This is a genomic window from Corynebacterium comes (assembly GCF_009734405.1).
GTDB classification, from domain to species: domain Bacteria; phylum Actinomycetota; class Actinomycetes; order Mycobacteriales; family Mycobacteriaceae; genus Corynebacterium; species Corynebacterium comes.
This window is the reverse complement of record NZ_CP046453.1, coordinates 2,431,950-2,446,905: the sequence shown is the minus strand read 5'-3', so window position 1 is coordinate 2,446,905 and position 14,956 is coordinate 2,431,950. Positions and strand designations below refer to the sequence as shown.

At 64.8% G+C, this 14,956-nt stretch carries 8 protein-coding genes; all 8 read left to right on the top strand.

Translation table 11 applies throughout. The annotated features are described in order from the left end of the window. Positions 1–54 precede the first annotated feature (54 nt). A complete protein-coding gene (locus CETAM_RS11690) occupies positions 55–3,663 on the top strand; it encodes a tubulin-like doman-containing protein (RefSeq protein ID WP_156229006.1) in 3,609 nt (1,202 codons plus the stop codon). Continuing rightward, positions 3,663–6,440, top strand: a complete 2,778-nt coding sequence (locus CETAM_RS11685; RefSeq protein ID WP_156229005.1) for a hypothetical protein — start codon at positions 3,663–3,665, stop codon at positions 6,438–6,440. The genes CETAM_RS11690 and CETAM_RS11685 overlap by 1 nt, the downstream gene beginning before the upstream one ends. Beyond that, the gene (locus tag CETAM_RS11680) at positions 6,441–8,504 is read left to right on the top strand and encodes a hypothetical protein (protein ID WP_156229004.1); all 2,064 of its coding nucleotides are present in this window, start codon (positions 6,441–6,443) and stop codon (positions 8,502–8,504) included. Next, complete coding sequence (locus tag CETAM_RS11675) at positions 8,501–10,450, top strand: GAP1-N2 domain-containing protein (RefSeq protein ID WP_156229003.1); 1,950 nt, start codon at positions 8,501–8,503, stop codon at positions 10,448–10,450. The genes CETAM_RS11680 and CETAM_RS11675 overlap by 4 nt, the downstream gene beginning before the upstream one ends. Positions 10,451–10,460: 10 nt before the next feature. Next, positions 10,461–11,408 (top strand): hypothetical protein, encoded by a 948-nt coding sequence (locus CETAM_RS11670; protein WP_156229002.1) that lies wholly within the window; start codon positions 10,461–10,463, stop codon positions 11,406–11,408. 3 nt (positions 11,409–11,411) lie between these two features. Beyond that, positions 11,412–12,527, top strand: a complete 1,116-nt coding sequence (locus CETAM_RS11665; RefSeq protein ID WP_156229001.1) for a TRAFAC clade GTPase domain-containing protein — start codon at positions 11,412–11,414, stop codon at positions 12,525–12,527. Continuing rightward, complete coding sequence (locus CETAM_RS11660; protein WP_156229000.1) at positions 12,524–12,835, top strand: hypothetical protein; 312 nt, start codon at positions 12,524–12,526, stop codon at positions 12,833–12,835. Before CETAM_RS11665 ends, CETAM_RS11660 begins: the two co-directional genes overlap by 4 nt. A 199-nt stretch (positions 12,836–13,034) precedes the next feature. Then, a complete protein-coding gene (gene groL, locus CETAM_RS11655) occupies positions 13,035–14,678 on the top strand; it encodes a chaperonin GroEL (protein ID WP_156228999.1) in 1,644 nt (547 codons plus the stop codon). Positions 14,679–14,956 lie beyond the last annotated feature (278 nt).

The window sequence follows — 14,956 nt, the reverse complement described above, 5'->3', positions numbered from 1 at the left end:
TGGAATGCGTCCACGCGGACGTCAGATATCTGTGATTAATCAGAAGGAAAGATAATGCATAAAGTTCTCGTCGTCGGTTGTGGTGGCTCCGGTGCAAAGACACTGGCATACATGATGGACCAGCTCAAGACCACCCTGGCGGAGCGACTGCCCGAGCGCTATGACAGCCCGAAGGACGTGGAGCTGCCGCGTGCCTGGCAGTTCGTCTCAGTCGACGTGCCGACGGTCGCGGAGCGCCCGGGCAAGAATCTGGCGAATGTCCCTGAGGCCGGTGGCCGCTACATTTCCTGCGGTTCTTCTGATCGCTACGCGACAGTGGACACCGCTGTGTCCAACCAGCTCGCCAACCGTCGTGAGCTGGGTACAATCGCCAGCTGGGCTCTGGCGAATCCGGCGACGGAGACCACTCCGATCTCCGCTGGCGCGGGTCAGTACCGCTCGATCGGACGCATGCTGTTCCTGAGCAAGCTGCAGGAAACCCAGCAGGAGCTGAAGAAGTCGTGGGACGTGCTCTCCGGCGGCGAGACCGACCGTGAACTGGCAGATCTGCGTGCCGCCCTTTACGGCCGCACCGTGCACAGCGGTGAGAGCGCGAAGGAGCAGCCGCTGGTCTTCGTCGTCTCCTCCATGGCCGGTGGCGCCGGTGCATCCATGGCGATTGACGTCTGTCGCCTACTCACCGGCCTGGAGGGCAATGCGGTCTCCCTCAATTCGCTCTTCATGGTGACTCCGGACATCTTCTCCCAGGTCTCGCGTGACCAGGTCGCCGGCACCAACCCGAACGCCCTGGCCATGTTCGCGGAGCTCGTCGCAGCACAGCTCGGTTCCGCCACCGAGGAGGACAAGCGCTTGTTCAACGCCCTGGGTGTCTCCGTCGGTGACGATGACATCCCGGTCGGCCGCATTTTCCCGGTGGGTGTGCGCTCCGGAGAGAACGGCGCCATGCTCGGCGACGGCAAACCCGAGACTGTCTACCGCGCCTTGGGCCGTGGACTGGCCGCGCTCATGTCCGACGAGGGCTCGATGGACCACTACAAGCAGTTCACCCTCGGTAACCGGGGTACCTTCGACGCTGATTCAACATATTTCGCCTGGGGAGCTTCCGAGCCGAAGAACGTGCCGTGGGGCAGCTTCGGCTACGCCCAGCTGTCTATGGGCCGTGACCGCTACGCTGAGTACGCCGCGCAGCGCCTGGCCCGCAAGTCCGTCGAGCGGCTTCTCAAGGGGCACTACGACCCGACGGATGAGTCCCCGGCGGACACGCAGATCCAGAATCGTCTGGAGAACAACCGCGGTTCCCTCGATGCCCGTCTCAACGGTTTCCTGCCGGAGAGGGGCAACGCCGGGAACTGGATCTACAACGCTTTCCAGAAGGTCATCGAGGACTGGACGCGTTCTATGACGCAGCGCATCAGTGACCAGATGCCCCTGGGGCAGAACAAGCGTGGCAGTGAGTGGGTGCTCGACGTCAACCGTACGCTCCAGGGAGTCAGTGAGCAGATCGACCAGGATCCGAAGAGGGAGCTGTACCAGGGTGTCAACGCCTGGGCAGGTCCGGACGGCATTCAGTCATTCCTCCTGGGCCTGATCAAGGATGAGATCGCGAAGTACGGCGTGCCCTACGGCTCCGCCCTGCTACAGCAGATACGTAGTCAGATCGCGACCACGACGCTCGGGGATCTGCGTACCCTGTACTCCGCAATGCCGAACCAGGCAGTAGTGCTCCATGAGCAGCAGCGGGTGGCGTTGGAGAACAACCGCGGGCGTATCGACGACACCTCCGGCTATGTCCAGGACATCGTCTCCTCCTCCGTCCCGCAGATCTACAGCCGCGCGGTCGGGCATATCGCGCATCGCCTGGAGTCTGCGCTGTCGGACTTCCTCCGTAACTTCATCGATCCTCTGCAGAAGCAGATCCAGGAGGCGCACGTCGAGCTGGAGAAGCACAGTGAGCTGACCAGCGACGTCAACCTGGGCGTGGCCCAACTCAAGACGGATGTCCCGGCACTGTGGCCCGATGAGACCCAGGTAGAGGTGCCCAAGCGCTTCAGCCAGGCGGCGAACGAGGTCTTCCTCACCGAGGTCGACTCCTTCATCGATCAGTTCGTTGCTGACATCATCCAGTCCGCCAAGACGGAGGAGGACCAGGACTTCGACTACAAGCGGGCGCTGGAGACTTCCGCCTCGCGCGTTGTCAGCGGTGACTGGCAGTCCCTCTCCGGTTCGGAGAAGGCCCCGGGCGATCTGCTCCGACTGCTCGACGTGTGGGTCTCCCGTGAGCTCAGCCGCGACCCGGACAATCCCGGTGTCTCCCGTGATCCGCGCCCGGCGCGGTTCGAGTTCAAGATCAGCACCAACGACATTCTCGATCGCGCTCGCCAGTACATCCGCCGTCCGGGTTTTTCCTTCCAGCAGTTCATCTCCAGCTCTCTGCGTGAGTTCGTCACCTCCCCGACCCTGACCGAGCACGAGCGGCGTGTGCGTCGCCAGACGGTGCTGAGCAAGTTCAGCGAGGCCATGACGTACGCTCTGCCGCTGGCCCAGATCAACTCTCAGCTGGTTCAGGCGATCTACGGCAAGGAGGTCTCCTACAACTTCAACTTCTCGCGCATCCCCTTCGGTGGCGATGAGGTCGGCAGCATGCTGGAGCAGGCGGTCCGTGACTATCCGAACCACCACCCGTCGGACGTGACGCAGCCGCTGGGCAAGGCGCTGACCAACCAGGGGGAGGAGCGCTCGATCGACATCTTCGGTTCCTACCCGAACTACGCGCCCATCGTCTTCGACTCGCTTCTGCCGCCCATCGAGAAGCAGTGGCGTCAGACCACCGGCACACGAGTGGAATTCTGGCACGGCCGTCGCGCCCGTTCCTTGGCAGCTGCGCTTCCCCTGTCCGACGCTGACCGCAAGGCGATGGTCCTCGGCTGGTACATCGGTCGTCTCACCGGTCATGTGAACTCCCCGGGCACACTCGACACCTCCGACACCACCCCGGTGCAGATCTTTGATGAGCAGACCGGGAACTGGCAGGATTTCGATGCTCCGCAGCTCACCCCGGTCTCCCGTTTCCGGCAGACCCTCGACTGGTTGCCGAACCTGCTGGAGTCCATCTCCCTGGCCTGGGCGCGGGTCGGTGAGCAGCCGGTCTTCGGTTCCGTGAAGCCGTACATGCTGCTGCGTCAGCTGTGGGACGCGGAGCCCAATCCCTCTCAGCCGGGCCGTACCACCCGCGGCCAGCGACTTCTCCATGAGTGGTTGTACAGCGGCGAGCGCAAGTCCGGTGACATCCATATGATTCCGGGCACCGAGCCCGGCGCGTCGCCCGAGGCACGACTCGCCGCTGCCCAGGAGTGGCTGGAGAAGCAGCACGCCATCGCTCTTGCCTACATCCCGAGCTCCCGCCTTGGTGCGGGACAGCTTCGGACCGCAGACGCTGACCGTCCCTACGGCGACATCACCGACCGTGAGCTCGCGTCTCGTGTGCCCGCCTTCGCCGACCTGGCCATTGACGTGGCTGAGGCCACTGCCCGGGTCGCGGAGGTGCTGGAGGAGTGCAAGCGCCAGGGCCCGCCGTCGGCACAGCGCACTCTCATGCCGACCTCCCCGTTCGCCAGTGGATCCTCGTCGAGCGCCCCGTCGATGCCGGGTGAGGGTGAATTCTGATGGACGGGCAGCTCAACCCTGACACCACGCTGACCGTGTTCGTGGGCCGGGGGCGTATCTCGCACGGTATTCGTCAGACCCTGGAGGACTTCACCGCCACCGGGCTGATCCAGGATCTTGCCTGGGTGGATGCCGACGCGTTCGCGTCCTCGTCCTCGGAGGTCACCTACCTGAGTCTGTGCGAGGACGGCACCCCGCAAATTACCCGTGAGCCCTTCAACACGCTGGTCGCACGGCTGAACATCGGCAGGTTGCACCTGGGCGTCATCAACGTTGTCGGTCTCACCGAGGGTGCCATCAGCAGCGTTGAGCTGCAGGAGCTCCTTGACGCCATCGACAGCATCCTCACCGGGCCGCGCATCGAGCGCACCAACCTGATGATTTCCGCGGTGGATGCACCGCTCGAGGGTGATCTTCCCACGCTGCGTGGTTACACGAACCTGTTCCTCGCCCCGGAGGATTCACCAGGCCCGGAAGCGGCAACCGTGCCCTTCCATTTCGATGCCCTGGACAACCGTTTCACTCTGCACTGCGTGGCAGGTATCGCCAGCCTCTTCGGTCTGTGGGAGGGTAGCCGCAGTGCTCCGGTGGCACGCCTTGAGCCAGCAAGTGGGGGCACCTTCCGCATGGTCCGTGCCTTCTACCGGCGTATCGACGGGCAGGAGGTGCAGGCGCGCCTCAAAGCCCGCATCTTCGACACCTCCCACAATCCGCTGCCCCAGCTCAACCGCCCGGGGCAGGTGACCCAGTACACCGAGGACCCCGTTGCTTTCACCGAGAACGCCGCGGAGGATCTGCTCGCCGAATTCAATGAGCGGATCGAGGGCCGACGCGCCGATGCGATGGCGGAGAAGACCCGCCACATGAAGTCGACAAGCGCACTGGGGAAGTTTCTCCGGGTGTGGGCCAAGGGCATGATCAACACGCCGGCAAGATTCCTGCGGGAGCTCAAGGGTGAGACCCGTTCGCTTCTCGACGACACTGTGCAGTCCACCATCTACGGCAAAGGATCCCGTACGCACGTCGGCGGTTACCGGGCGGAATCCGGCGGCACCGCCGAGGTCGAGGCACAGCGCGGTCCACGTCAGGAGACCCTGCGACTGGAGGCGACCAGGGAGCTGGGTACGTTGTGGGCCGCGTACGCGAACACGGCTATGTCGCTGCTGGATGCTTCTCCGCGCCATATCGCGGAGAGTACCGAGACCTCGTATCCGCGGGTGGTTCGTGAACACGCCGAGGGGGATGTGTGGGTGGCACCCAGTGCTAGCGTGGTCATCCCCGGACCGGACGCCAACTTCGGCCGTGATCTACCCGTTGAGGTGAAGTCGACGGTGGGGGGTGGGGACATCGCCCCCTATGACCTGCTGGGTGTCACCGACTACGAGCGTCGCCTCTCCGATCAACGGCATGGTGGTCAGCGTGAGGTCGGCCGGGTGATCGGCGAGTTCAAGCAGTGGCAGGAGGAGAACTCCGAGAGCTTCGCCTATTTCTTCGGCCGCGGGCTGGTGGACAGACGGTCCCGTCTGGAGCAGCGCCGCACGGCCCTGGGCCAGCGGATCTCCGAGCTGGAAAACCACCGGACTGAGGTGGAGGAGACCGGTGCCGCTGCCGGCGTCTTTCGCTGGCTGGGCTGGGTGTTCATGTCCTCGCTGGTCATCTTCGCCGCTCTCTGGGGGTCGGCGAACCTTCGCACAGAGTATTTCGACGAACTCCTGTGGGGCTGGGCTGCCAACCTCAACGCTGCGTCCGCTACCACGAAGTGGTGGATGTTCGGTGTCTGGGCTGGCCTGTGGATCCTCTGCTGGATGACGCAGGTCGCCTTTGAGACACGGGACGAGATCCGTTTTCGGCACCGTCGCCGCACCGTTGTGTCCGAGCTGGAGGCTGCGCGAGTGAACCGGCGGGAGACGGACCGGGCGCTGCTGCGCCTGGACGTCGGTTACCGACAGTTCCTGTCGACTTCCCAGATGATCGGTGCTCTGCTCAACGAGCCTTTCGGTAGGATCCGGCACCCCCGCGTCGAATCAACGATCCCTGTGAACACCATGCCGGAATCGGTGGTTTTCGCGGAGGCCGCTCCAGGGTGTGCTGCGGTGGATGCCCTGGCGGACACCTTCCGGAGGGACTTGTACCGTGAGGGCTGGCTCAACGACTATGTGCTCGGGGGCCTGGCACAGGCCATGCAGACGTCCGAGGCACGCAGCAACGGCAAGACCTCGGTCAGCGAGGTTTTCTTCACCTCCGGCCGCGGTAGCCAGGGGGCGTTGGCCCGGCTGGCGGACACCGTCAGTGGCGGGTCTTTCCGTGAGCGTGACCGTGGCAAGGAGAAGTGGCGGTCGATCACACGCCAGCTGCGGGATGATTCCCGGCTAAATAACGCCAACATCCTTTCCCCGCTGCAGATCTACCGCGCCGGGAAGCAGGAGACCGCGTCGCCGCGGATGCCGCTTGATCAGGTGCGCATCGTCGGCGCTTTCAACGGTGAGATCGCCACGGAGAAAGGACGCGTCGAGGGTGTCCTGGACCTGGACCCCACCTACTGCACCTATGACCGCAACAGCAATACGTTCGATGCCATCGGTGTCAGTGAAGTGCTGGTCCAGATCGGTGGACCGGCGTTCCAGGGCGATGTTGCTTTCCGACGCCCCGAGCGTGCGACACTCAGCGAGGACATCTTGCGGGGTATGCCCGTCTCCGAGGACTTCCAGTCCCCGGAACGGCCCACCATGCTTACCCCGCAGCCGCGGCACCAACTTCCAGGAACGGGAGAGTTCTAGATGTCGACCGAACTGAAGATTCTCACTGCCTTCGAGACGTGGCGGGGGACCGCCCGGACGAGATACGACGAGGCAGCCCTGCCCACGGCTGAGGAGCTCATCGCCGCAGCTCAGGACCACAGCGAACTGGATGTGGGCGGACACTACCCGGCGCTGCTGGTGTGGGCCGAGGCCCTGAAGCAGGTGCGTGCCCTCGCTCTGACCGACAACACCGACGTCATCGGGTCTCATGATTCTCTCTATGTGCCGACGCTGGCCATCGAGCCGGTGGAGTACGCGGAGACGGAGGAGGAGTACGAGGAGATCCTCGACCTCGAGCCGGAACCTGAGCCCGAGCCCGAACCAGAGTGTATCGACCCGGACCTGCGTGACTACCAGCCGCATGAGTTCCGACTCCTCGACGGATTCTCTGATGTCTACGAATTCCCCGGCGCGGGCCTCCTGGCACGTGTGCAGGATGACGGGTCCGTCGCCCTCGAGTGGAACTTGCCCTCCTACGCCGTCGGGAACGGGCTGGTCAGGCTGTACCGCGTCGTCAGTGACGAGGTCGAGTTCGATCGGGACCCGGACGCCGGCGAGCCGCGGGCGGTGACCGTGAGCGAGCGATGGGTCGACCGCGACCCGCTGACCACGGCGTACCGCCACTACCAGGTGTGGTTCCACGAGGGCACCTCGGAGACCCACGCGCTACGCAGCGAGCCGCGCTTGCTCGCAGAGGCCGCCTACATCCGGCCCATCGACCATATCGACCTGTCCGTCGCCGGTTCCAAGGTGAAGGGTCAGTGGGCCCCGCTGCAGCACACGCACCGGGTGGCGGTGTTTGCGGTGAAGGCCACGGCGCGGCGGGTGACCCGCCGGGATGAGATCGCCGTCGATACGCAGAACCTGCAGGGCTTCCGCTTCACTCCGCAGTACAAGGGTGAGGAGTACAAGTTCGTCGCCGAACGCTACGTCCTCATCGCGGGCGAGCAGCGGGCGTCGGCACGCTCGGCGGAGTTTACCGTCTACGTCAATGCAGAGGTCCTCGACGTGCCGATCACGGTGGACGAGGTGTTTGACGGCTTCGATACCCGATTCAACATCAGCTGGGAGAACCCCGACTCCGGCGAGGTGCGGATCTACCGCACCCAGGAGGCCCCGACGGATGGTCTGCAGGACCGCGTCGTCGAGGTGGATCAGCTGGACTCCTTCGGACTGGCACAGCGCGACTGGGCCAACGACCTCGAACGCGGCATGAGCAGCTGCACCGTGGACTGGCCGGAGGACTGGTACTCCGTGTTCCTCACCCCGGTCAGCGTGGTGGGCAACCAGGCGAAGGTCGGCCGATCACACTCGCGTGTGCGGGTCGGCAGGATCACCAACCCGACGCTGTACGAGCGCGTGAACAACCAGTTCCTCACCTTCGGCTGGCCGGAGGAGGCACACGAGGTGACCGTCGTCTTCGGCGAGCCGGGGACCGGGCACCAGATCGGGCCGCGACGGGATGAACTGGGGTCGAACATCGCATCCATCCACCGCCAGACGTATGAGCAGGAGGGCGGCATGCGCCTGCGGCTGCCCGCAGCCGGCGACATCGCGTTGGTCCCTTCCCGCGTCTATGAGGGGCAGCAGATCTGGGGTGACCCGGACGTCTTCCACTACGACGGTCTGCAGCAGTTCCACTACGAGTTTGTACCGTACAACGGGCACATGGGTCTGGTCGTCTACAGCGACCGGGAGGACCAGACGCCCCGCCAGTTCACCCTGCGTATGCAGCACGGTCGTCTGCCCCTGGAGCCGAATGACGGCATCGAGGTCAAGGCACGGCGCATCGTGGGGGAGCATCCGGAGGGCCCCGACTTCCTGCCCGGCATCAACTCCCGGCGTCTGCACCCGAACGCGGTGGAGGAGTTCTGGGAGGTCGATCCCTCTATCCTCGATGACACTCCGCAGGGTGTTTTCCTGCGGCTGTTCTCCCGCGGTGACCACAAGCCGGGTACGCCTGTCACGGCGGTCATCGACCCGGTGTCTGGAACGCTGTCGCTGGATCAGTGGCGTGCGTACCTGAAGGGACAGTCGCAGTGACCGAGCAGCAGCGACGCTGGTCGCACGTCACGTACGCCTCCTTCCGCAACCGTGCGGGTGGCGGCGGCTGGCACACGGGGCCGTCGGTGGCTGCAACGCAGGCCGACGAGCAGCTGGTCGTGCAGTACGCGCCGACCAGCGTGGTACCGACGATGCCCGTGGACGATTTCATCGGTGCCGCAGAGATCGCGGACCTGCCACGGCGTTTCGAGTACCTCCCGTTGGAGGACATGGGCCTGTTCATACAGTCCGTGCCCGCCGGCAAGGACGCGACGGGCAGGCCGGGCAATGTGTTCACCCATGCGTTCATTGACCATGTCCTTGCGGAGCCGCTCGCGGCGAAGTACCCGATCAACCTCTACGGTTCCCCGGATCTGCAGACCCCTTTCCGCATCGCCTCGGTCGATGCGGTGGAGCTGGATGCGGAGCTGCAGGAGCCCCGCCCGGGGCCACTGACGGATCTGTCGGTGGCGTGGACGATGGTCACCACTATGTTAGGGGACCGTAGCGGCGCGTTATTCCGGCTGCAGGATGTCCTCGTCGAGGACTTCTCGACGCCCGTCCTCACCGTCCGCAACGCCAACGAGGCGGTGTACTGGCTGCAGGCTCTGTCGTCGACGCTGTCTCCGGGCGAATCGCGGAAACTGTTGCGCTTCTCGACGTTCGAGCGGGCCCAGTCTCTGCCGGCCCCGCTACCTGGGTTGCCCCGGCCGGTGCTCGTCGTCCCCGACGCGGACAAGGAGGCGTTGCGTCGTCGGGAAGGCATCACCGTCATCGACCCCGCAGACCCGGACACGCAGCAGGCGTCCCCTGGTTCGGCGTGGTCGATCCTGACCAAGGGGTTGGTCGCGTCCGGTCTCCCGCCGCAGACCGTGGTGGAGCTGCTTGAAGAACCTGCACCCACCGGTGCCCTCACCTTTGGTGATGCCCTGGCCCGGATGGTCCGCGGGCATGCGGAGTTGTTCGGGGAGGAACTGGTGGACGTCGCGAAACAGCACCTGGCCGCTGCGAAGAAACCGCGAACGGCGGAACCCCACGACGCCGACCTCACTCTCGTGCGCCGGGTTGTCGCCGACCCGCAACTGGTGCTCTACCAGCAGGTATGGCCGCAGGTCGCCCCGCCGAAGATGTCCGAGAGGGAGTTCGCCAAGTTGGGGGACGCCGCTCTCGACGGTATCGGCCGGCTCCGGGAGGTTCCCAGGGAGGTCCTGGTGGGATACCTCAATTTCCTGCTGCGTACCGGCCTGGTGCCGGTGGAGAACACGCGAGACAAGGAGTTCCGCAACCTCTTCAGCGATTTCGATTCCTTCCGCGGAGCCCCTCACCTGCCGGCGCCGCCAAGCGCTCATCCGGAGTTGCCGACCCTGCTTTCCCTGGCCGACGCGGATCGGAAGCAGGCGCTCGGTGCCCGCCAGCTGCGGTCCGAACATGTGACGGGAGCGCTGGGCTGCGACCGGAGCCTGGAGGACATCACCGCCTGGCTGCGCACCCCGGTCGCCCGTGAAGCGTTGCGGACCTGGATCGACGACAAGGTGATTCTCCGCAGTTCCCGTGACTTCTCGTACGATCTGTTGCGCGTGTATTACACGGTGTGCATCCACCTTTCCGTGGAGCCGTTCATCAGTGGGGACCGGAAGAACGACGAGAGGTTGTGCCTGGCTCTCGGTGAACTGATGGTCCATGCCCTGGAAAAAGGGCTGCAGCTGAAGAGGCAGCGCCGTGACGGCCAACCGGTCACCACCGGGGAGTTCGTGGCTCTCGGTCATCGGATCGCCCGCGAGGACCTCCTCCCGGCGGAATACCGCCCTGTCCTGCTCGACAGGATCGTGGCGGAGGTGCGTGAGCACGGTTCCCCGGACCGGTTGGAAGGCTTGTCCACCTCCCACAAGCAGATCGTCGCGGCCGTCGCCCGCGGCATTACCGAGCAGATGAGCAGATCGCGATGAGGAGAAGACAATGAACAGTATCCGTCTGACTGCGGGGCAGTCCTACGACATCGAGGGGGAGTCCTTCACCGGTCAGCTGCTGATCCAGTTGTCGGGCGGCCTGGACTTCGAGGCGTCCACCCCTCACATGGAGTCGCGCCGTTCGGGAGCCAAGGTGGCCATCCGTAACCCGCAGGACAACTCCGAGATCTCCGTAGCGCCGGGCTACGGGCACTCCTACTTCCCGACGGGCACGAAACTTTTCGTCACCCTGAACCACCTGTCCGAAGAGGGTGAGCAGCTCCGCATCGACCTGCCCACCTTTGAGGTCGGAGGACTGCGGTCCTTCCCGGTGGCGGTCATCCTGCCGGGGAAGGGGAAGGTGTGTCTGGTGGTCGCGGAGACGACCAGTGACACGATGCTCGACGAGCGCTCTGCGGGTGTCCGTTCAGCGTTACGGCGTTCCATCGAACGCGACAGCCTGCCGGAGGGGCTGCGTCGTGACGTGGTCGTCCTCGTAGACGTCTCCTCGTCGATGCAGCTCAACACCAGTCCGCGGGCGTTCGAGGCGATGTGCACGTTCGCCGCCGGCGTGCTGTCCACGAACAGCGGTGACCGTGAACTGCGGCTGGCCACGAGCAGTTCCGCCACTCCGCCGGAGGTGCTCTCCGGGCCGGAGGCTGTCCGAAAACTTCAGCTCAGCGACTTCCCGGCCAAGGAGGTCGGCTGGAGTCGTGATCACGGCGACCTCGATGAGGAGTTCGCCCTGGTGGTGCTGTCCGATGACCTGCCTGCGGAGGTGGCCGCCCGTCGTGGTGTGGTGCACCTCCTCACGTCGCGGAGGCCCGTGGATTCCCTGGGGATCAGCTACACGGTCTTCGACGATGCCCTGATCACCGCCGTGCTGGAACAGAACTCCGCTGCACTCGCGGTACCCACGAGAACCATGTTCGACACCCTGACACAGGGGGAGAAGTAGACGATGTCGAGAACAATTCACACAGGGCTGCTGCCCACGCGCTGCCCCTACACCTTCCGGGAGATGCCGGATCCGCAGGCGGAGCACTCTCCGTTCCTCACCCCCTCTGAGCAGGAGGATTACTCCCTGCCGGAAGGTTGGCAAGGTTCAGGGACCCTGACCTTCGCCATGGCGGGGGCGCGTACCTCGGGCAAGAGCCTTTTCATCGCGGTGATCGTGAAGCTGCTGCAGCGGCTGGTCATCGCGAACCAGGGAACGTTCCGTTACGCCGATGAGCACACCCGGCGCACGTACACGGAGAGGTACGAGAAGCCGCTCTTCGAGAAGATGGGCCTGCTTCCGCCGACCCCGCCGGTATCGTCGACGGATGCGCACCAGGACCGTCCGCTCGTCTTTGATGTCGGCACTCACCGGCGGGACGGGCAGCTGCAGAAGATCTTCGTGGTCTTTCGTGATGTGGCGGGCGAGGACCTCAAGGAGGAGAACTTCGAGGAGCGTCAGGAGTCTCTCGACTTCTTCCGCGCCGCCGACCAGATCCTCTTCCTGTTCGACCCGATGGCCGTGCCGCGTATCCGGCAGCTGCTCGAGGGCTCCGTTCCCATTCACGAGGTCGGTGATGACGATCCCACCGTCGTCCTTCAGAATGTGCTCCGCGTCCTTGGGACCGATTACCGACCCGACATCGCCCTGTGCCTGTCCAAGTTCGACGTCATGCAGCGCCTCTCCGAGGTCAATCAGGCGCATCACTTCGCGGACGGGACGAACACGGTGAACTGGCAGCGGGTGATGAACAATTACGGGGCGTCCTTCCGCCGGGAGGGTGCGCTACCGACGGAACCCTTCGACTCAGACAACAGCCACCTTCTCCACATGGAAGTGTCCAGCCTGCTGCAGTGCCTGGACGCAACTCAGATGATCAACCAGCTGAGCACCCCGCTGTTCGGCACTGATCCGTACCGCTACCAGTGCTTCGTGGTGTCGGCGTTGGGAGCTTCGCCGGAAGGGGACCGGGTCAGCCGCACCGGCATTGCACCGTTTCGCTGCATGGATCCGCTCCGCCAGAAGTTCTCCGAGTATGCGCTTTTTGACGGCTCCGGCCGGATGGGAGATTTCCGTTGACGGATCAGGACTCTTTTGAGGGCCTGCAGGGTGGTTTCACCCGCCCTCAGTTCAGCCCGGGGAGCGGTGTGCCCGGCCCCCGCGGGAGCACAAGTACTGCGGGTTTCGGGGCTCTGGATGCCACACGGGTCGAGGTTGCGGACCTGGACGATCAACTCCACCGGGAGAGTCGTGAAGAGGATGGCCGCCGCCGCCGTCGTCTTGGAATCGCCATCGGCTCGGCGATCCTCGCCATTGCCGTCATCGTTTTCGCGATGGTGCGGCTGTGGGCGGACGACCGGTGGGGTTTGTTGGCTGCCCTCGTCTGACATGGCGATTAACGCCTGCGTCTTGCACTCGACTGTTCCGACTGCTAGAAAAGGGAACTAGCACTCGATTCATTCGAGTGCCAGAAACGATGACTTCAGCGGGTGAGGTTGGTTCACACTCACCGACCGTGCCGTCGCGGGCGCCTTCTGAAGTGCAGACGCCGAGTGTCGTCCTGATAACTACAAGGAGCACAAACACATGGCAAAGATCATCGCCTTCGACGAAGAAGCACGCCGCGGACTCGAGCGGGGCCTGAACACCCTCGCCGACGCCGTCAGGGTCACCCTCGGCCCCAAGGGCCGTAACGTCGTTCTCGAGCGTGGCTGGGGCGCACCGGTCATCACCAATGACGGCGTGTCCATCGCCCGGGAGATCGAGCTCGAGGATCCCTACGAGAAGATCGGTGCAGAGCTCGTCAAGGAGGTCGCCAAGAAGACTGACGACGTCGCGGGCGACGGCACCACCACCGCCACCGTCCTGGCTCAGGCTCTCGTCCGCGAGGGGCTGCGCAACGTTGCCGCGGGTTCCAACCCGATGGGCATCAAGCGTGGCATCGAGGCCGCCACCAAGAAGGTCACCGAGGCTCTGCTCGCTTCCGCCAAGGAGGTCGAGACCGAGGAGGAGATCGCCGCCACCGCCGGTATCTCCGCCGCTGACCCGGCCATCGGCGCACAGATCGCCAAGGCCATGTACGCCGTGGGCAACGGCCAGGTGAACAAGGATTCCGTCATCACCGTGGAGGAGTCCAACACCTTCGGTGTGGAGCTCGAGGTCACCGAGGGCATGCGCTTCGACAAGGGCTACATCTCCGGTTACATGGCCACCGATCTGGAGCGTGGCGAGGCCGTCCTCGAGGATCCCTACATCCTCCTGGTCTCCTCCAAGATCTCCACCATCAAGGACCTGCTGCCCCTGCTGGAGAAGGTCATGCAGTCCGGCAAGCCGCTGCTGATCATCGCCGAGGACGTCGAGGGCGAAGCTCTGTCCACCCTCGTGGTGAACAAGATCCGCGGCACCTTCAAGTCCGTCGCCGTCAAGGCCCCGGGCTTCGGTGACCGCCGCAAGGCGCAGCTGCAGGACATCGCCATCCTCACCGGTGGTCAGGTCATCGCCGAGGAGGTCGGCCTGACCCTGGAGACGGCCGATCTGCCGCTGCTGGGTACCGCCCGCAAGGTCGTCATCACCAAGGACGACACCACCATCGTTCAGGGTGCCGGCTCCGCCGAGCAGATCGACGGCCGCGTCAAGCAGATCCGCGCCGAGATCGAGAACTCCGACTCCGATTACGACCGTGAGAAGCTGCACGAGCGTCTGGCCAAGCTGGCCGGCGGTGTCGCGGTGCTCAAGGTCGGTGCCGCCACCGAGGTCGAGCTGAAGGAGCGGAAGCACCGCATCGAGGATGCCGTCCGCAACGCCAAGGCTGCCGTGGACGAGGGCATCGTCGCCGGCGGCGGCGTCGCTCTGCTGCAGGCCGCCAAGGTGCTTGTCGACGACCTCGGCCTCACCGGCGACGAGGCGACCGGCGTCAAGATCGTCCGCCAGGCGCTCTCCGCCCCGCTGCGTCAGATCGCCCTCAACGCCGGCCTGGAGGCCGGTGTCGTGGCCGATAAGGTGGCCGGCCTGCCCGCCGGTCAGGGCCTCAACGCCGCGACCGGTGAGTACGTCGACCTCATGGCCGCGGGCATCAATGACCCGGTCAAGGTCACCCGCTCTGCTCTGCAGAACGCCGCGTCCATCGCCGCGCTGTTCCTGACCACCGAGGCCGTCGTCGCTGAGAAGCCGGCCCCGGCCGGCGCCGGCGCCGCTCCGGACGCCGACGCAATGGGTGGCATGGGCTTCTAGTCCCAGGCTTCCCGGCGCTCATTCTCACGCCGCCCCCAGGCCCTTCCCAGGGTCTTTGGGGGCGGTTTTCCCCTTTTCGGGGGTGGCCTTCAGGGGTGTCGGCGTGCCCCGGGCTGCTAGATCGCAAGCGCTTCGGCGCGTGTTACATGCGACATGCACCGTTCATTTGTTATTTACCTGTAACACTTTGTTTCTGCAGGTCACCCGCCACTGCCTGCGGAAACTGTGACTTCAACCACAAAATATAACCATATGGACACGAAAACCGGTGTTGCGGG

Excerpts from the sequence above, each read along its gene's own strand:
- CETAM_RS11690 (WP_156229006.1), top strand. The coding sequence starts at position 55 with ATGCATAAAGTTCTCGTCGTCGGTTGTGGTGGCTCCGGTGCAAAGACA.
- CETAM_RS11685 (WP_156229005.1), top strand. The coding sequence starts at position 3,663 with ATGGACGGGCAGCTCAACCCTGACACCACGCTGACCGTGTTCGTGGGC.
- CETAM_RS11680 (WP_156229004.1), top strand. The coding sequence starts at position 6,441 with ATGTCGACCGAACTGAAGATTCTCACTGCCTTCGAGACGTGGCGGGGG.
- CETAM_RS11670 (WP_156229002.1), top strand. The coding sequence starts at position 10,461 with ATGAACAGTATCCGTCTGACTGCGGGGCAGTCCTACGACATCGAGGGG.
- CETAM_RS11665 (WP_156229001.1), top strand. The coding sequence starts at position 11,412 with ATGTCGAGAACAATTCACACAGGGCTGCTGCCCACGCGCTGCCCCTAC.
- groL (WP_156228999.1), top strand. The coding sequence starts at position 13,035 with ATGGCAAAGATCATCGCCTTCGACGAAGAAGCACGCCGCGGACTCGAG.